Here is a 19391-nt window from a genome sequence, read left to right as displayed (position 1 = left end):
TTAGAATTCTTCGGTTAAAATCTGATAGATTGGTGCACCTTCGCACTGGGCAGGCATTCTTACACCTACTAGTGTTGCAATAGTCGGTGCAATATCAACTTGTCTGATTGTCCTAACTGTTGTAAAGTTTTCTTTAATTCCTTTTCCTGCTGCTACAAAAATTGGCATAACAGAAGTATCGAAAGCACCATCTGTAGTGGATAACCCATCACCATGTAAACGGCTATATCCCTCATCAACTGTGAAGAAGATATCACCACACTGCGGACCGTTTGCTCCTAACACTACAGCGTCTTTATTCCGCATTGCCAGCCCGATAACACGTTGTCCTTTATATCTATAAGAGTACAGGTCAGACATAATTTTTCTTTCCAGTTCATATTTGTCCGCTGGGTCAACAATGCCATGAGCATCACGACCTTTTAAGTTAATATAAATATAGTTACTTCGGGACTGAACTGCTGTTGTCTTTTCCCAATCTACTTCTTTCAAATTTTTACCGTTTTCATCCTGTTTCATAACGGTATAACCCAGTTCCTGCATTACCTGAATATTAATACCGCCATATTCACCAATTTGTGGTGGGAATTCTTCCCCTACCAGTAAACCATGGTCAGATACAAGCAGAACTGTCCAGTCTTCATCTAACAGATGTAAGAATTCACCTATATACTTGTCTGTCTGAATGTAGAACCTTCGGATAAATTCCTGATTTACTTTCTCATCAGTATAGCTCCAGCGCTCCAGATTTTTCGCTAAATGAAAAAACATATGACCTGCACAGTCAATATTATGCAAATGACTGAATACTACCTGGAAACCTCTGTTTTTAATTAAATGATTTAAAGACTTTGCCTGCCATTGACTATACGAATCCCAGGCCGGTTCAAAAATATTCTCAATTAGGTAAGCATCTTCTCCCCCAACCAAGCTAACAGGCGGAACCGGGCCAACATTTTCTACGATATCTGTTAACAACTCTTTTGGATGCCATAATTTATCCTGGGCAATATCCAATGCGTTACTGATCCACATTTTAACCGCTTTAGCATCCGCAGAAAGCTCCAGAACTCTCATAGTACGACATGCAGGTTTTAATACACCATCTTTATTAATGTCATCCACAATACCGGAAACCATTTTCCCGACTTCTAATTCTACAATTGGTTTCTCGGCCTTCTTATTTTTATAAACCGCTACACGGTCATAGATACCATCTGCATTCTTTAAAATAAGAGCCGGACGTCTTACAATACCATCAGAGGTTAAAATAGTGAATTCTCTGGCATCTGCCGGTGCAGCTGCCCAACCTTCCGCATCTTTCAACGGGGAATTGACTAAATCATAATGAGGGATAGCCTCAATGACCATTTCCATATTTTCCGGTCCCATGATATATTCACGGATTTCAGCGCCTTTCATGGCAGCTTCGCCGTACCATATTTCCAGCATATCTGTAGCTTCTTCTTTATCCTCTTCTTCAGTAATGGCACCCAGATCAGAAATAATACAGCCAACTCCAGCAGGGCGTTCAAGTTTTGGAGCATATTGTACTTCTGTAATTTCCTCATTAGCAACAATAATTTTTTCGAAATCAAGCTGTGCTACACCCATGTTAACAGAACCCGGCTGTGTCCCATCAACAACGCTTAAATTAGGGCTGTCACTGGTTGGAGGCCAAGCAGAACCAGGCCAGTGCCATACTAAGGTTTTGATGCCGGCAGCAGCAGTTACATTCCATAACTGTTCTGCTTCGCAGTTTCTGGAATCCATATTATATACAACGGCGTCCAAGCTGTGTGGTGACTGTCGCCAAAAGCAGGTAATACCGTGTGTTCCGGGATAAGCACCGGTTGCTAAAGTTGTCCAACATGGAGGCGTAATCGTTGGCACGGAACCTAAATGTCCCATGTCTTCTCTTGCTGAGCCTTTTTTAAGAAACTTTTGTAAGTTTGGCATTATTCCTTCAGCCATGAACTTCCGGGCTATTTTGGGATCCATCCCGTCTACCCCTAATACCAATAATTTCTGGGTTGATGCTTCTCTTTTCATTATTAACTCACAACTCCTCAAATGGTTTTGCTGCCAGTATGTATATGAACCCTGTGCCGCCGTTGATAGAAGATGACCTCATTGAGAAGAATCTTGCCCAGCGACTCTGGGAATTGTTCGATGAAATACCATTTCCAAACTTTAGCTTATTTAGTAATGAGAAGAACTAAAGTTGTCAGCTCGTTCTCCTCATTACTATCATTACATTTAGTTATTCGGTCGTTAACTTACTTATTGACACCATACTCTTTTTCTGTTTCTTCGACAATAGCTCGTAATTCAGCTTGAACACTTTCCGGCAGGGACTCAGGTTTATAGTCTTCCAAAATGGATTTAGCCACTTCATAGGCTCTTTCTGTAAAATCCTTACCTCCGTCTGTCAACCAGACATCCCTCATTCGACGGTCGATAACATTACTTTTGGATTGGGTGCGCATATGTTTGAAGGTGTGTTCTTCGCTAATAAAGTTACCAGCGGTACCTACCTGCTTAATAACATCTATAGCTAAGGTTTCATCCGACACACTAATCCCGCAAACAGTTTTCTTGATCATCCTAGCCATCTCGTTATCCATCACCATTTGAGCATAATCATAGGTGATACCGAGTTCTAACATACCCGCTCCATAGATCAGGTTGGACCCTGCCAACGCGGTCAGCATAGCGGTAATTGTGAACTCATGAGATGCTTGGGCATCCGGAAGTTTGCTATCTACCTATCCACCTGCTACCCAACTGGGCAGTAAGTAATATTGGGCAAGTTTTGCGACTCCGGCATTGATCATTCCCAATTCCGGAGATCCAACCGGAGCTGTCGCAAATCTTAAATCCATGATCGTCGTGGAACTGCCATAAATCACTGGCGCACCTTTGCGCGTGAGTTGACTTAAAACGATACCACTCAATACTTCCGCATTGTGCGTAACAAGACTGCCTGCTAAAGTGATTGGAGAGGTGGCCCCTGCCATAGCCATTGATAATAAGTTAACGGCTATACCGGCACGTGCACCCTCGATAATAACCTCAGTACAATGGCCCACCAATTGTAAAGGACTTGTAGGACAGACGTTGCACGAGAAGATAGGGCGTTCCCGAAGTTTGTCCTCGCCGCCAACAACCGCTGCAGCCATTTTTAATACCTTTTTAAAATTACGTCCACCTTCGGTGCCTATGAAAACATGCTTTGATGTATTATTAAAAAGTGCCTCTGCGTTGTGAACTACAGCAGCCTCCGCCGGTACATCCTGAGGTGCTACAGGTCGTAAAACTGCATCCATTTCACTCATGGCATCGCAAAAACGCGAGATATTAGCGACATCCTGCTTAGTCGTTTTTCGATATTCTTTGGTGTACGGGTCGATGATTGAGACCCCTTCACCGAAATTAATAAAATGAACCCTTTTGCCGCCTAAGATGATGTCATGTTTCGGATTACGCCCGGCTAATAGGATGGTATTGGGAGCTGAACGTATAGCATCTTCCACAATATAGGGCGGAATCTTTACGACGTGGGTTTTGAAGTCAACTATAGCTCCTCCCGCAGCGAAGATTTCCAAAGCCTCTTTAGATTCTACTTTAATTCCAGTTTTCTCTAAGACCTCCAAAGTCCCGGAGTGGATAGCGTAAAGCTCATCATCTGAAAATAAATTAAGCCCAAAGCCCTCAACTCTAGAAACTCCTGCTTGAACATCAGTTCTCAAATTTCTCACCTCTACTTAGTAATGAATTATTAAGTATCATATTAATCTTTATCGATCCTAGTTCAATAATGCGGTAGCCATTTCTTTTGCAGCCATGGCATCAGCACAATAACCATCGGCACCGATTTCATCGGCAAAGCTTTGAGAAACTGGTGCGCCTCCAATCAAGACCTTTACGCTGTCACGAAGTCCTTCTTCAGTGATTAGTTCAATAGTCGCTTTCATATTAAGCATGGTGGTCGTTAATAAAGCTGATAGACCAACGATTTTAGCATTATGCTCCTTGATTGCTGCAACAAATTTCTCCGGCGATACATCGACTCCTAGGTCAACGACATTAAAGCCGCCACTTTCCAAAATCATAACGACCAGATTTTTACCAATGTCATGAAGGTCTCCTGAAACAGTCCCGATAAGAATCGTCTTTGTGACGGAAATTTCCGATCCTGTAAGAAGTGGTTTCACGATTTTCATACCTTCAGATAATGCTTTGGCAGACATCATAACTTCTGGCACATACATATCACCGGCTTTGAACTTTGGAGTAACAATATCCATTCCAATCAGAAGACCGTTAGAGATAATCTCCATGGGGTTGCCGCCACCATCCACCATTCTTTGGGTCAGGTCTTTTACTGCAGCAGCATTACCTTTGAAAACATAATCGGCTAATTGTTCGAAATCATTCATTTTTGAAATCCTCCTCCTAAAAGATACTGATCACGCAACTAATTACTAAATTCCATTAGTTTAAATATAGGAGTCCTGTTAAATGGATCATATTATAAATGGCTGTTATTGTATAATTCCATCTTTTTATGCCGGATATAACTTTGGAACAACCTTTCAAGAGCTCACATGACTACTTGGAATTAGCATCAATATACTTTGATAGTGCTTTATCTATTTCTGGCATCAACAAAGTATCCGGAGCACTTTGAAGAATTTGTTTGAACTTACGATTTGCCCGGATCACCACATCTTCTGAACCGGAATCCTTCCAGTCGCTATAATTTCCCCAATCCGAGACTGTGGGGGTCCACAGAGAGCGGAATTTCTCAAAAGTGCTCATATGACTTAGATAGGTGCCCGTATGTCCTACTTCTTGAATAACATCTACCGCTAAGGCTTCATCAGAAGTATCAATACCTTGAGAAATTCTTCGTACTCTCCTGATCAGTTCCTCATCAATGACGAACTTCTCATAAGAAGTAGTCATGATAGCGTCCAATACACCTAAACTCTGAACCGACATGTGGGCCCCACTCATCATTCCCATCATTAAACTCTGCATGGTTTCATACCCTGCCTGGCAATCCACGGTTTTGGAGTGAGTAATTCCAGACATTGTTCTTACCGGTAAGTGATAGAAATCCAAACCCATTTGTAAGCTGGCTGTATTAATGAGCATAGCTTCCGGTGTACCAGCCGCATATGTAGCCTCCTTCATATATCCCGAGGTGGAGGCTGTTGCATATACTAACGGCGAACCGGGGTTGATTAATTGAACTAGTACCAATCCGGCAATAGTTTCAGTATTTTGCAAGACTGCCGTTCCCAAGAGGGATATTGGTCCGCTGACTCCTGCCATGATGCAGGGAGCAAGCAAAATAACCTGATTGCGTTTGGCATATTCGATCATAGTTTCCAATGTGTCAGGAGCATAGGCTAATGGACTCAGTGAATTTACCAGCACCGCAGTACAGTGATTATCTAACAGAAATCCTGGTTGACCCATGGCAATCTCAACCATGTCCAGTTGCTGACGAACTTGTTGAGTATTAGCGCAAAATCCGATCACTGGCTTCTCTGAATGTTTCAGGGCCTGATACATCATAAGCATATATTTGTCATCACTGTTAACATCACTGGGATCAACCGGAATTGTCCCTACCAAGTCAACAACATCACTAGCCTGACATAGTTTCTGGATATTGGCATAATCCTCTAAAGTTCCCTCACGACGTCCCTTATCCAAGTCTTGAATATAAACCGGACCGACATTAGGCTGTATCAAAAATCCTTCACCAACAGTTACAGAATATTTATCATTACGAGCGCGCATTCGGAAGCTGCGCGGAGCGGTAGCTAAAGCTTTGTCAACCATCTCACGAGATATATAAACTGTTTTATTCTCTACCCTAGCTCCATGTTTTTTGAAAACCTCAATTGCTTCCTCACTATGAAATACTACACCCGTCTCCCGAAGAATCTTCAGAGTGGCATCATGCACCCTCACTAAATCATCCTTCGTCAATACTTCTAACCTTGATTTTAAAGTCATTTTTGCACCCTCTCACATAGTACTGAAACTTAATGCAAATCTTCAGGCAACTTATCAGCCTACTATAATAAGTCAGATGACTTAAGTTGAGTCTAACTGACTTGCTATTTGATTACCCTCCTAAACATGATAAATACTAGGAAGAAAAAGATACATTAAGTTCAATTCCTTTTAAACCACGAATTATTGATTTAGTTCTACACCACCTCACATTGATTGATTGTCATAATTTAGCCCATAGTCGCCATCTTCGATACTACAGAAGAAGCAAGTGCTGACGATGGTCTAGACTTCGGAAATTGTTCAAAATTGAAACAATTCAGCAAGTTAACATTATATAATGCAATTTTCATGCCTGCAATAGGAAATGGTCCAAGAGTTATTTTGTACTAAATTAGAAAAATGCAGCTATGGTGATCGCCTAGACCTGAAGGCTTTTTTGCTAAGTTACGTGCGAAGACAGGGTCTTCGAGCGCTGGCCAAGTGTTCTAATGAATTATCCGCCGAGAATACATGCAATTCGGGACTAAATTAACAATGTATCAAAACTATAGGCACCTTTTAACTTGTAACCGTTATTAAAAATCCTGCATTCAAAAAAATAAGTCAAATTGGACTTATTTTTTTGAATGCAGGATTTTTAATTGATTCTACCGAATATAGTGTAAAAGCTGAATATTAGTTGTTTTATAACAATTTTTTTATATGACGACACATCTTGAGAAATTACCACAAAGGGAGTTGTTGAATTTGGTCGAATTTAACGATAGCAATTTGGACAAAGACGATTTCAAAATGATATTGAACAATTCCTTTGATGAGATTTTTGTTGTCAACAGCAAAGGAGTTGTAATATTTGTTAATGATGCATGTAAGAAACATTATGGTTTAGATCCATCTGAGATCATCGGAAAAAACTTTCATTATTTATTAGAGGAAGGGTATTATTCTCCGGCCCTTGCCCCCATTGTTTTTCGAGATAAATCATCGGTTACATTAGAGCAAACTACAAAATATGGCATCAAACTTGTTGTGACCGCTACCCCAGTCTTTAATAAGAACGGCGACGTAGAGTTCATTGTTATGAACAGTCGTGATATTACGCAAATCGAACAATTAAAACAGGACCTGGACAAAACCAAAAAACTGGTTAGCCATTATAAGAACAAAGTAGAAGAGTTAAGCCAACAAGTAAGTTATTTTAAAGGATATTCTTTTCGTGATGAGAAGATGAAGCAGTGCCTGGAAATTGTTCAGAGGGTAGCCCTTGTGAATTCAACCGTCTTAATCCTAGGGGAATCCGGAACTGGGAAAAACGTTTTAGCTATGGATATTCACAAAATGAGCGGTCGAAAAGATGGGCCGTTTATCTGTATTAACGGCGCCACAATTCCTGAGCACCTTTTAGAATCAGAATTATTCGGTTATTGCCGCGGTGCTTTTACAGGAGCAGACAAGTATGGCAAGGTAGGTCTGGTAGAACTTGCAAACGGCGGGACTCTTTTCCTTGATGAAGTCGGTGAAATTCCATTAGCAATCCAAGCAAAGTTATTAGAGCTTATTCAGGAGCGTCGATTTATTCCTGTCGGTGGAAAAGAACATAAGAAAATTGACATACGAATTATTGCAGCTACCAATAGAAATCTAGTTCAATTAATTCAAGAAGGTAAGTTCCGCGAAGATCTATATTACAGGTTAAGCGTAATTGAAATAGATACTCCCCCTTTAAGAGAAAGAGCAGAGGATATTATTCCTTTGTTACAATTCTTTTTAAAGAAATATGACCTTATGTATGCATACTCTCATAAATTTGATAAACGTTGTCTGTCTATTCTAGAAAATTATTCCTGGCCAGGAAATATACGCGAAATGGAACATCTAGCTGAGCGGTTAGTGGTTACAATTCCCGAAGGATATATTTCACCTGAACATTTACCCAGTAAAATATTTAAACTTCCATCCGTTCCCGCCAGTAGAAGTTTACTTCAAGATGAGCTATCAAACTGGAAGAATCTTAAGAAATCTAGTGACGAAGAGGCTATCATAATACGGTTATATAATACGCTGCGTAGTTCTTATAAAGTTGCAAGCACTCTGAATATCAGCCAAAGTAAAGTAACTCGAATCGTACGTAACTATAAGCAGAGCAGCACTACCGGTCAAAATAGTTAAAAGTATTAGAATAAGTCTCCTTCTTTTGAAGAGCTTCTTATGCAGTCGGAGGTATTTTATGAGATTAGAACAGTTATCTCTCTTAATTGAGGTTGCTAAATACAACTCAATTTCACTAGCGGCGGAGCATGCTTTTATTACTCAGCCTGCAGTCAGCTCTTCGATAAGCAAACTTGAGGACGAAATAGGGACAGTACTGTTTAAGCGCACTACCCAAGGCGCTTACCCAACAGAAATCGGAGAAATGGTTATTGAAAAAGCACGCCTTATTCTTGATACCGTAGAAGAGATTAAACAGCTTGCCAACTCTTCCTCATTAACCGGCAGTCTATCCGTTGGAATTATCCCGAGCATGGGAGATAAGATAATACCTAACGTTTTATACCACTTAAAAAATAAACACCCAAAAGTCAATATTAATTTAACAGTAGGTGAGTCAATTAGCATTTTACAAAACATCCAATCTGGAAAGAATGATCTTGGGATCGTTCTTTTAACTAAAGAAATCCAAGGAAAAGATATTTGCAGAGAGGAATTATTCTCAGATGAATTTTTGATATATGCCGGAAAAGATTCTCCTCTCTCAGCAAAAGAATCAGTCTCTTTGAAAGAAGCGCTTGAATATCCCTTTGTTGCCTATAATGACGAATTTGCAAAGAATAATGGGGGCATTACAAGTATATTGAAACAGTACGGCGAACCAAATGTGGTGTTTAGGTTCTGTAATTTTGAACTCATCAAAAGAGTCGTTTCTCAAGGAATTGCTATCTCCTTCTTTCCCAAGTTCATGTCGACTAACGATATATACTTGCAATCAGGAGAAATAATACCTATCCCCATTAGTGATGTTAGTCTAGGCATAACCGTTGGATTAATAAGGTCGAACCGATATGCTGTTTCTCAAGTAGAAAAGGAATTTATAGAAGTCCTTAAATCTATGTGTGAAATTTCCACACCCATTTCAAAATAGCAACTAAAACGTACACTACCCAAAAGAGGATGGCCGTGATCAGCCACCCTCTTTTGGTGCATTATGATTAGTCTTCTTCCGGATAATCGACAACTTGCACTTTAGCTTCTTGGCCGAAATCCTCCTTGAGCCACTTGCGTAGGGACAGCCCTAAGATGATGATAATAAATATAATAGGGACGCTGGTGGCAACGGATGAAAGCTGAACTACCGGTAACCCGCCCACCATCATGATAGCCACCCCGATCACTGCCAGGAGTGAACACCAGAAAAGTCTCGTCCAGCGGGGAGATTCCTGATCGTTCCTAACCTCTTTGCAAGCGATCATGGAAATAATGAACGCGTTGGAATCGATGGTCGTAGCTTGGAAAATAAGCATTACAAATAAGAAATAGGGAATCACTATTGCAGTTAAGGGTAAGGTATTTATAACTTGGGTAATCATTGCCCCGGCACCGGCCTCAGCCAAAGTTACATCAAGTGCTATCCCTTGATTAAGCTGAAGATCTACTGCATAGCTGCCGAACACTAAGAAGAATAGTGAACAGCCGATTGTCGTTACAACCATCATATTCAGAACAACGTTTTTGATCGTTCTCCCCTTGGAGATCCTGGCAACAAATAATCCGAAATACATGGCCCATGCTGCCCACCAGGCCCAGTAAAACACTGTCCAGTCCTGAGGAAAACCGGATTTGGTAATCGGATCTGTATATAAACTCATTCGTAAAAAGTTAGTAGCCCAAACCCCTAGGCTGTCAACATAAAAGGATAGCATAAATAGGGTGGGGCCTACCAGCATAACAAAAGCCAGTAATCCCATGCATAACCAACTATTTAATTCCGACAATTTTTTAATTCCGCTATTTAAACCGGAGTAAGCACTATAGCCAAATACAGCCGAAATCACCAGTGTGACCCCAACTTTTACCGCCATAGAATCCTCAATACCCAGCATATTGGCGCTTACGGCCGACATCATAGGCACAACCGTTCCTAAGGTTGTTCCTAATCCGCCTACCAGACCGATAATAACGAAGATATCAATAGCTCTGCCAAGCCATCCGTCTACCCTGTCCCCCAATATTCCCCTGCAAGCATAGCTTGGATAGAAGTAAGGTTTTTTTCTTACGTAAATCATGTAGGCAAAGGCGATAGCCCCCGGGACAAAGATAGCCCAGGCCGATATACCCCAGTGAAATATTCCATAAGCAATAGAGAATTGCGCAGCTTGTGCTGAAAATGCCTCACCCCAGAAAGGAGGCCACTTAAGATAAAAAATAGGCTCGGCCATAGACCAATAAACTAAACCGGCTCCGACACCGCCTGTGAACATCATCGATATCCAGCTGAAGTCTGAGAATTCGGGTTTATCATCCGGTCCGCCCAATTTTACATTACCATATCTGCCAAAAGCTAACCAAAGTGAAAACACTACACAGCCCAAGGCAAATAATAACCATAACCAATCCATTCTATAGGTTATAGCTTTTAAGATGGTTGAAACATAGGGTTGCAGCTCCGTACCAAAAATAAGCATTGGAGCATATAACACAACACATAAAATGGCACTGCCCCAGAAAACAACAGGATTAATACGAGCATATATACCTTTGGACTTCTCTTGTGACAAGTTATTCACCCTTTCTTGTGATTTAATCTGAGAACCGGGTTTAAGAAGAAAAGTCAGCTGATAAATTCACGTGTCTATCTATAGTATGTGTTACGAAAGCAAAATCCTTGGTTACTACTTTCTTGGTATTTTCAGGTCCGTGAAAAACAATCCTATACTGATGCCCGCTAAGACCCCTAGGTTATCGGCCTTAGTATAGCTATTTTACCTCACTAGGCTTGCATAAAGTTTAAAATGATTTGTTAAGTAAGAATTACAAAGATATATCATGAAAAATGCGTAATAATACCGTTAATCCTTTACTTTTATTCCTCCTTTGATTCAAATATTTCATTGCCCTAAAATGACCATCAAAACCTCCTTCTATAAAATGCTTAACTTCTGTCCCACAACTTTAATTGCAAGTTCTTTGCCAATTATCACACAAATCAATATGTTACCTCAGAAAGTTTAATAGCAGTGGACTATGTACGTATTTTCAAGGACTTATGCTAAGCTTTCAGGCCCCATTTATCAAACCACGAAAAGCATAGCTCAGAGTAATTTAAAGATTGTAACTTTTCAATCACAAATAATTAAGTCTTGATGACTCATGTAAGTCACCAAGACTTAATTTTCAAAGTATTTCTGTAAATCAGGAAGACTTAAACTTAAATGCCAATTTGGCCTCAGCGGCATCTTCCCAAATCAAATAGGCCGCAAATGATTGCCCTGCTTTCGACTTAAACCCTTTAATCAAGGGGGTCTTACCGGTTTTTAAAAGCCGTCTGACTTGGTTTAGAGTCAGAGTTTTACCGCAAATGGGTGTCTTCCACAATACAAAACGGCACCCGCTTCGCCAATTGGAACAGCCAAATCCTTTTTTGCCTTCAATAACTTCAGCGCCGCATTTCGGGCAGTATCCTAAAGATTGGTCAGTACTATTACTGTTATTTTCCTTCCGGCGAACCGCTTTTACGCCCTCTTCTTTCTTCTTGCTGTTTTTTGTAACCTCAGAAGCAGATGAATAGGCTAAAGGCAGTTTACCGTGAGATTGCTCAAAGGAACGAAGTTCTGCAACAATACGTTTGACAGCGGCTTCAACCTCTGACATATACCCTTCGATAGATAGTTCTCCCTTTTCAACCTTGGCAAGATTATACTCCATTTGCCCCGTCATCTCGGCACTAATGAGCAGTTGAGCTTCAGGCAGCTTTTCTTTGATTAAACGAATTAATTCGACACCTTTTGCCGAGGGCCGCAAAGACTTTTGTTTCTGAAAGATATACCCCCTATCGATTAAGCTCTCGATAATGGCCGGACGAGTAGCAACCGTACCTAGTCCTTTCCCTTTCATTTGCTGACGCAGAATTTCATCATCAATCTGTTTTCCTGCACCTTCCATAGCCTTAAGCAGATCACCTTGAGTATATGGTTTAGGAGGCTTTGTACTTTTTTCCTCCCAGAAAACTTGCTTAATCTGAACAGCCTCCCCCATGGTTAAGGGAGGGAGGGAAGCCTCCTCATTGTCTCCTGAAGGTCCGCGCTTTTTCCGCCCTCTTGAGGTTTCAGGCTGATCTTCCTTCCCTTCATCAAATTCATAGACCTCTTTCCAGCCCGGGCTCAACAGAGTCTTGCCTCGTGTGCGAAAGTGTTCGGCCCCAACCAACGTTACCACATCGGTTTGATGATAGCGAGCCGGCGGAAACCAAACCGCCAAAAAACGCCGCACAATTAAATCATAAAGATGCTGCTCATCCCGATTGAGCCTCCCCATAATAACTTTTTCAGTTGTTGGAATGATGGCATGGTGAGCAGTAATTTTATTAATCACGCGTTTCCCTTTAGGTATGCCAAAACCTCTCGCCTGCTCTGCCAAATCCTTATAGGGTTCTTGACTGACGGCATTTAAATGAGCCGGCAACTTTGGCAGGATATCTTCGGAAAGATAGGCGCAGTCCGTACGCGGGTAAGTAATGGACTTTTTTTCATAAAGAGATTGGGCTAATTGAAGAACTCTTTCTGCGCTATAACCATACTTTTTAGAGCCGGCGATGGTCAAAGAAGTTAAATCAAAGAGAAGGGGAGCCGGTTCTAAAATCTCTTTTTGTTCCAACTCCCCGATGCTGCCTAATTTACCCCGGGTTCTTGTTACAATGGCTTCAGCCTCTTGGGGGTCTGTAATCCGCTTCGAATCCTCGGCCGGATCAAACCATTTGCCAGGATACTCTCCTTGGGCAGCAACAAATTCAGCCTTTACTTCATAGAACGGCTGGGCAACAAAGCGTTCAATTTCCCATTCCCGTTCTACGATCAAGGCAAGTGTCGGCGTCTGCACCCTTCCTATGGAGATCACATTAGGTTTTTTCCGGACAGAATCAAAACTCCCAAATAAGGCTGTAAAGCCCTCTGTCAAATTCATGCCAAAATCCCAATCAGCGAAGGCCCGCCCATTACCAGCCGCCGCCAAGCCGGCTACCGATTCTGCGGAACGAAGACTTTTCAATCCTTCCCGTATAGCCGCACTCGTTAGCGAGGAAATCCAAAGCCTCGACAAAGGCTTACGGCACTCAGAAGCGTCCCAGACTTCTTGAAAGAGCAGCTGTCCTTCCCGGTCAGCGTCTGTTCCACAAATAATCTCTTCTATATCGGAAGACTTCAGCCAGCTTTGAATCACTTGATATTGTTTATCAGCACCTGGTTTGACTACCCTACGAAACTCCTTCAAGCTAGGGAGAACCGGCAAGCGCTTTAAACCCCATCGTTTTCCGACCCGCTCAATATCCATATAAGCTTCCGGCCGCTCTAACTCCAAGAGATGCCCGTAACACCAAGTAATAACATATTGCTCATTTTCCAAGTACCCATCCCTTTTGCCCCGAACCCCCAAGGCCGCAGCATATTCACGAGCTTGAGACGGCTTTTCTGCAATAATTAATGTTTTTCCCACGCTCTTAGCCCAGCCTCTCTTTCTCCTTTTATTAACAACAAGTAATCAACAACTCACTATATATATTCCATAAATCACCTATAAATCCAATACATGTATAGTATACTATAAATTCAGAATAAAGTGGTCTCTCGTCCACTGTTTCTTTAGAATTCTGAATAAATTCATTGATATATGCAGACAAACTATAATTATACCTAGTATCCATTACTGTAAAACTACTCCCCCGAAGAAGACTCCCTTTTTCGTCCTCTGCTGGTACCGCATCAGCTGCATAGGCGGCTCCTCTAAAAAATTAAAGACATGCAGAATAATCGCCAGGCCCGCAAGCAGGGCAGCTTCGTCCACAGAAGCGAACCCATTGCATGGAGAGGCGGTAAAAGCCCACAAGACGGTGCGGGGAGACGGAGCCACGGGTTCACATCAGGTATTACCCGGAGGTTTGGCGGAGTCCCGCACCGGCGAGTGGGCGAGCCTCGGAGTGCTGCGGTACGAAGACACTGTCTTCGCACGAATTAACTAATCTTGCACGGATGTGGGCGAAGCTGCCCGACCCGGACACAGCTCCTTTTCATCCTCTGCTGATGCCGCATCAGCGGCATGGGCGGCTCCTCTTCAAAAAACTTTAAGGAGATAAATTATGACTGAACACGAAAAAATGCAAAAAGGTTTGCTCTACCTCGCTTTTGATGATTCTCTCCTGGCAGACCGGCAGTCCGCCAAAGAACTGTTATTTCATTTTAACAGTCTGCGCCCTTCTCAAAAACAAGAACGGAATGCCCTTCTCCAAAAACTGTTTGGCAGAGCCGGTAACGATATCTGGGTGGAATCCCCCTTTCAATGTGACTATGGCTACAACATTCATGTGGGGAATAACTTTTACGCCAACCATAACTGCATTATTCTCGACGGCGCAAAGGTTACAATCGGCGACAACGTTTTGCTGGGGCCTAATGTAGGCCTATATACCGCAGGACATCCCCTTAATGTAGAGCAACGTATAAAGGGTTATGAATATGCCTATCCCATCACCATTGGCAATAATGTTTGGATAGGCGCAGGAGTATCAATCCTGCCTGGGGTAACCGTTGGCGATAATAGCGTTATTGGCGCAGGGAGTGTCGTGACAAAAGATCTTGCGGCTAATGTCGTAGCAGTGGGGAATCCGTGTAAGGCCATTCGGGAAATACCAAAGCCCCGAATACCTTAAGGTGCTCGGGGCTGGCCGTATTCGAGCTTAAATCCATAGCTGTTAAAAGCTACTTAGACCTCTTCCGGACTCCAAGATGCGAGATACTTTTCCTGCTCCTTGGTTAATTTATCAATGGATAACCCTAGGGACTGAAGTTTCAGCATAGCTACTCTCTCATCAATTTCTGTATTGACCTGATGGACCCCAGGGGACAGTTTATCATGATTTAAAGCAACATACTCCAGGGACAGTGCCTGTAAAGCGAAGGTCATATCCATAACTTCTGCCGGATGTCCATCCCCCGCAGCAAGGTTAACTAAGCGCCCTTCAGCAAGGACATACACTTGATGGCCATTGGGGAGAGTGTACTCGGTAATATTCATCCTGGCAGTTCTTTCAGAAACGGATATTTCCTTCAGCTGGGCCACATTAACCTCAACATCAAAATGCCCGGCATTGCACATAATCGCACCTGATTTCATGAGGACAAAATGCTCTTTATTTATAATATCCATATTGCCCGTCACCGTTATAAAGAAATCCCCGAATCTAGCCGCTTCAACCATTGGCATAACTTCAAAACCATCCATCAGCGCCTCGTTTGCTTTTATCGGGTTAATCTCACAAACAATGACCCGGGCTCCTAACCCCTTAGCACGCAGAGCAACCCCTTTGCCGCACCAGCCATACCCCGCAATAACCGCCGTTTTTCCGGCTACTACTAAGTTTGTCGTTCGCATAATGCCATCCCATACAGATTGTCCGGTGCCATACCTATTGTCGAACAAATACTTGCATTGAGCGTCATTAACCGCTATCATCGGAAACTTCAGAACCCCGTCACGCGCCATAGAATGCAAGCGCAGAACCCCGGTGGTCGTCTCCTCTGCTCCTCCCTTGACGTTCTTCAGAAGCTCTGGGCGAGTTGTGTGTATTGTAGAAACTAAGTCCCCTCCATCATCAATAATAAAGTCCGGTTCCGTATCCAGCGCCAGTTGAAGATGGGAATGATACTCTTCTTCTGAGGCATTGTACCAGGCATGGGCACCAATTCCGCTTTGAACAAGAGCAGCCACAACATCATCCTGGGTGGAAAGCGGATTGCTGGCAACTACAGTAACCTCTGCACCTCCGGCTTTGATCACCTGAGCGAGATAAGCTGTTTTGGCCTCTAAATGCAAGCAGATAACGACTTTCTTTCCTGCAAAAGGTAATTGTTTCTCGAATTCCTCACGTATCTTGTTAAGAACTTGCATACGCGGGATGACCCAGTCAATTTTTCGCTGTCCCTCAGGGGCTAATGATAAATCACGGATTGTGTATTTTAACTCCACGAACAATACCTTCTTTCAAAATATTTCTCTGCGCAAACTCGGGGAAAGTTCTCAACTTGCATCCTCTGCTTTTCAACTTCAGGAACGATTTTTTAAACTTGCGTGAGTTACTGCAAGTATATACTGTCTCAAATAATTATACTCTAAATCACTGGTTTTCTACAACCAATCTAATATTCTATCAAGTTGGAAAGGAATTGACTATCTTTGACCATAGCCCTGAAGGTAGAAGTTTCGCATTCCGTCTATATCCTCTTGAGATAATTCAACGACTCCACCCAAGAGCTGGGCAAAAAGGACGATTTGGGCTGTTTTCTCAACAATTTGACATACTTTCAGAGCCTCATCTAAATCACGCCCAACCCCTATCATTCCGTGATTCGCTAATAACACCGCGTTTCGTCCTTCCAGTGCCTTCACCGTATTCATGCCGAGTTGCTCAGTTCCGGGCAGTGCGTATTCATTAACCCTGACGTTTCCACCGACAATCTGTACTAAGTCCTCAACAGCTCCCGGTATTTCCTTCCGTGCTGCAGCCATAGCAGTTGCATACGCACTATGGGTATGGATGATTGCCTGCACATCTTCGCGGGCTTTATAGATCGCTAGGTGCAGCGGTACTTCAATGGAAGGTTTACGAGTCCCACTGACAATGGTTCCCTCTAAATCGACGGCTGTGATATCTTCCGGCACTAGGATATCATAGCTCATTCCCGTCGGGGTTATAGCTATGTAGCCCTCTCCCGGCACCCGGGAACTAATATTTCCCCATGTGCCTACCGTAAGGTTTTTAGCGATTATTTCAATCCCCTTCTCAACTATTTTTTTACGAGTTTTTAAGAGTTCATCCATCTATTACAGCCTGGTTCAAAACACACCAATACTATCTAAAGCTTGAAAAGTGCGCTTTCACCCTTGCAAGCGGCAACGTTACAGGATTCAAGGCAAGACCTCCCTAAATGTTGCCATAAACCAGGCTTTTCACCTCCCTCATTTTTCCGGTAATTATATTTGCTTATTTAACTTCCTAATTCGTTTCTGAATAAGAGGTAATTCATGAATTGCCCCTACAATTGGCGTCGCATAAGCGGTATGGAGACTACGTAAAAAAGCACCGTTCAAACATGGCCTTCTTATTTTACTTAAATTAAGTATAAAGTATCTCTAGCCTTTATATACGAAACTTTTCAATAATATAGCGCAGGTCTTCCGCCATTTTTGCTAAACTCTTACTATTCTCTGAGATCTGATCCATTGCAGCAGTTTGTTCTTCAACCGCGGCGCTGACGTCCATAGTTCGATTGGAAGTTTCTTTAGTTACCTGATCAATGGACATGACGGAAGAAACGATATATTGACTCCCACTAGCCATTTGTTGAACGACTGCCGCAATCTGGTTAACCTGCACGGAAACTTCATCAATTAAGCTCGCAATATGGGCAAAAGCTTTACCGGCGGTATCTACTACCTTAACACCATCCGCAACACTACGTACGGCACTATCCATTGCAAGGCTTGCTTCCCTGATGTTTGCTTGATTTTCTTGAACTGTAGCAACAATATTAACAGCTGAATCTCTTGACAGCTCAGCAAGTTTGCGTACTTCCTCGGCTACTACCGCAAAACCACGGCCATGCTCACCTGCACGCGCTGCCTCAATAGCCGCGTTCAGGGCTAATAAGTTTGTTTGAGAAGAGATATTAGTTATGACATCGATAAATTCGATTATACTATCAAAACCAAGGGTTAATTTCTTAACAGCATTCTGAACAAGCTCGGTTGAACTTCCAACCAGGCCCATTTGCTCTACCGCTTGATTAATCGTTATATTACCTTCTTTGGCAATTTGCACCGTCTTAGTTGCCGTATTTGCCACAATATTCCCGCTGGAAGCGACTTCTTCAATACTGGCTGAAAGCTCTTCAATGGTCGCAGTAGTTTCCGTAAGAGCTTTGACCTGTTGTTCTGAACCGTTTGCAACCTCAGAAATGCTTAAGCTAATTTGATTGGAAACTTGAGAATTCTGTTCCATGGCAGCGAAGGTTTCTTGTGAGGCTGCCGTAAGTTGCTCCGCTGAATCCGATATTTGAGTTACCAACTTTCGCAGATTAATGATCATGGCATTAAATGCTGCAGCGAGAAGACCTACTTCATCTAAAGAATTAATCGTGATTTCTTCATTAAGGTCTCCCTCTGCAACCTTTTCAACACTCTCTAAGATCTTTTTCAATGGACCAATAATCATTCTAGTAATGACAATACCAATAAAAACTGCGATAAGTATGGTCACAATAGGTAAAAAGATCAGAACCGATTGGGCCCTTTTAATCTGCAGGTTGTCGGCATCTACCTGGGATTTAGCTTCTTGGATATTAAAAATTCCGAGTTCACGCAAAATGGTTTGGAACTCCTCAAGCCCTATAAATCCCGCTTTATAAAAGTAATCTATAGCTTCACTTTTTTGACCTGCCTTCTCATAATCTAAAGTTTTTTGAATTACCGCCTTTAAGTTTTTAAACTGATCTAGGGCCTTTAAAATCCTTTCTTGTTCATAACTTGTTGTAGCTAAGGGTTGAAATTCTGCCAGAAACTTATCAATGGATTTTTCACGCGACACCACTTGATCTAACTGTTGTTTCCGACTTGCATCGTCCAATGGAAATGAGGCGACGGCCAAAACTGAAAATTTCAGAGCGTTACTATCCGAACGGGCTTGATTGATGTCTCGAATTTGTATTAAATCGTGATCATATAAATTATTAAGGGCGGTACTCGCTTGTTGAAAATAGTAATAGCCGATTAATCCTACTCCACCTAAAGCGATAGCCATTATAGCAATTATGATTCCGATTTTAAAGGCTGTTTTTCTATTATGTATCCAATTCAAAACCGATTCCTCCCTTGTTCTTCGAAATCTTTCAAATCATTACTATGACCTCCTATATGATTTTAACTTCTGTAAATATACGTAAATACCTTCTGCACGATGATAATATTTCAAAATCACTTCTGCTAATGATAATATTTCATTATTATTAAAAATCCGTTGTATTACCCTTACTTTTAAAACATCATTCCCATTCCCATGCGTAAACAAAGGACGCCTGACATATTTCTATGTCAGG

General features: G+C 42.1%; 12 protein-coding genes and 1 pseudogene. 4 read left to right on the top strand and 9 right to left on the bottom strand.

Going from position 1 to position 19391, the window contains the following annotated elements; genetic code table 11:
* The 4 genes and pseudogenes from DESYODRAFT_RS08250 to DESYODRAFT_RS08230 all read right to left on the bottom strand — a co-directional run bounded on the left by DESYODRAFT_RS08250 (position 1) and on the right by DESYODRAFT_RS08230 (position 6036).
* A complete protein-coding gene (locus DESYODRAFT_RS08250; RefSeq protein ID WP_007781707.1) occupies positions 1 to 2052 on the bottom strand; it encodes an alkaline phosphatase family protein in 2052 nt (683 codons plus the stop codon).
* Between the two features lie 227 nt (positions 2053 to 2279).
* Positions 2280 to 3752 (bottom strand): annotated as a pseudogene (gene mttB / locus DESYODRAFT_RS08240) ([trimethylamine--corrinoid protein] Co-methyltransferase).
* A gap of 57 nt (positions 3753 to 3809) precedes the next feature.
* On the bottom strand, positions 3810 to 4442 hold the full coding sequence (locus tag DESYODRAFT_RS08235) for a cobalamin B12-binding domain-containing protein (protein WP_007781704.1): 633 nt from the start codon (positions 4440 to 4442) through the stop codon (positions 3810 to 3812).
* 172 nt (positions 4443 to 4614) lie between these two features.
* Positions 4615 to 6036 carry a trimethylamine methyltransferase family protein gene (locus DESYODRAFT_RS08230; RefSeq protein WP_007781702.1) on the bottom strand — a complete coding sequence of 474 codons (1422 nt, stop codon included), beginning with the start codon at positions 6034 to 6036 and terminating at the stop codon, positions 4615 to 4617.
* Between the two features lie 750 nt (positions 6037 to 6786).
* Here DESYODRAFT_RS08230 and DESYODRAFT_RS08225 point away from each other — a divergent pair.
* Together DESYODRAFT_RS08225 and DESYODRAFT_RS08220 are read left to right on the top strand one after the other, a co-directional pair.
* Positions 6787 to 8208 carry a sigma-54 interaction domain-containing protein gene (locus tag DESYODRAFT_RS08225; RefSeq protein WP_007781699.1) on the top strand — a complete coding sequence of 474 codons (1422 nt, stop codon included), beginning with the start codon at positions 6787 to 6789 and terminating at the stop codon, positions 8206 to 8208.
* Positions 8209 to 8266: 58 nt separating this feature from the next.
* The gene (locus DESYODRAFT_RS08220; RefSeq protein ID WP_007781697.1) at positions 8267 to 9178 is read left to right on the top strand and encodes a LysR family transcriptional regulator; all 912 of its coding nucleotides are present in this window, start codon (positions 8267 to 8269) and stop codon (positions 9176 to 9178) included.
* 67 nt (positions 9179 to 9245) lie between these two features.
* On the opposite strand, the gene DESYODRAFT_RS08215 is transcribed toward DESYODRAFT_RS08220, so the two are convergent.
* Positions 9246 to 10811, bottom strand: coding sequence for a BCCT family transporter (locus DESYODRAFT_RS08215; RefSeq protein ID WP_007781695.1), 1566 nt, complete (start codon positions 10809 to 10811; stop codon positions 9246 to 9248).
* Between the two features lie 634 nt (positions 10812 to 11445).
* Positions 11446 to 13740: a type IA DNA topoisomerase gene (locus tag DESYODRAFT_RS08210; RefSeq protein WP_007781693.1), complete on the bottom strand. Its 2295-nt coding sequence runs from the start codon at positions 13738 to 13740 to the stop codon at positions 11446 to 11448.
* 361 nt (positions 13741 to 14101) lie between these two features.
* Here DESYODRAFT_RS08210 and DESYODRAFT_RS28660 point away from each other — a divergent pair, with 361 nt between their 5' ends.
* Both DESYODRAFT_RS28660 and DESYODRAFT_RS08205 read left to right on the top strand, forming a co-directional pair.
* Entirely contained in the window at positions 14102 to 14263 is a 162-nt protein-coding gene (locus DESYODRAFT_RS28660; RefSeq protein WP_169315914.1) for a hypothetical protein, read from the top strand.
* A 117-nt stretch (positions 14264 to 14380) separates the two neighbouring features.
* Positions 14381 to 14950, top strand: a complete 570-nt coding sequence (locus DESYODRAFT_RS08205; protein ID WP_007781690.1) for a sugar O-acetyltransferase — start codon at positions 14381 to 14383, stop codon at positions 14948 to 14950.
* A 53-nt stretch (positions 14951 to 15003) separates the two neighbouring features.
* Here the strand turns inward: DESYODRAFT_RS08205 and DESYODRAFT_RS08200 are convergent, their stop codons facing one another.
* The 3 genes from DESYODRAFT_RS08200 to DESYODRAFT_RS08190 form a co-directional block, all read right to left on the bottom strand.
* Positions 15004 to 16266 (bottom strand): adenosylhomocysteinase, encoded by a 1263-nt coding sequence (locus DESYODRAFT_RS08200; protein WP_007781688.1) that lies wholly within the window; start codon positions 16264 to 16266, stop codon positions 15004 to 15006.
* 201 nt (positions 16267 to 16467) lie between these two features.
* The gene (locus DESYODRAFT_RS08195; protein WP_007781687.1) at positions 16468 to 17118 is read right to left on the bottom strand and encodes a class II aldolase/adducin family protein; all 651 of its coding nucleotides are present in this window, start codon (positions 17116 to 17118) and stop codon (positions 16468 to 16470) included.
* 319 nt (positions 17119 to 17437) lie between these two features.
* Positions 17438 to 19153: a methyl-accepting chemotaxis protein gene (locus DESYODRAFT_RS08190; RefSeq protein WP_007781685.1), complete on the bottom strand. Its 1716-nt coding sequence runs from the start codon at positions 19151 to 19153 to the stop codon at positions 17438 to 17440.
* Between the last annotated feature and the right edge of the window lie 238 nt (positions 19154 to 19391).

It is taken from the genome of Desulfosporosinus youngiae DSM 17734 (assembly GCF_000244895.1).
Taxonomy (GTDB): domain Bacteria; phylum Bacillota; class Desulfitobacteriia; order Desulfitobacteriales; family Desulfitobacteriaceae; genus Desulfosporosinus; species Desulfosporosinus youngiae.
This window is presented reverse-complemented; position numbering and strand designations above follow the sequence as displayed.

Bases quoted from the DNA above. Each gene is read 5' to 3' on its own strand.
- DESYODRAFT_RS08235 (WP_007781704.1), bottom strand. From the start codon at position 4,442: ATGAATGATTTCGAACAATTAGCCGATTATGTTTTCAAAGGTAATGCT.
- DESYODRAFT_RS08195 (WP_007781687.1), bottom strand. From the start codon at position 17,118: ATGGATGAACTCTTAAAAACTCGTAAAAAAATAGTTGAGAAGGGGATT.
- DESYODRAFT_RS08205 (WP_007781690.1), top strand. From the start codon at position 14,381: ATGACTGAACACGAAAAAATGCAAAAAGGTTTGCTCTACCTCGCTTTT.
- DESYODRAFT_RS08250 (WP_007781707.1), bottom strand. From the start codon at position 2,052: ATGAAAAGAGAAGCATCAACCCAGAAATTATTGGTATTAGGGGTAGAC.
- DESYODRAFT_RS08230 (WP_007781702.1), bottom strand. From the start codon at position 6,036: ATGACTTTAAAATCAAGGTTAGAAGTATTGACGAAGGATGATTTAGTG.
- DESYODRAFT_RS08220 (WP_007781697.1), top strand. From the start codon at position 8,267: ATGAGATTAGAACAGTTATCTCTCTTAATTGAGGTTGCTAAATACAAC.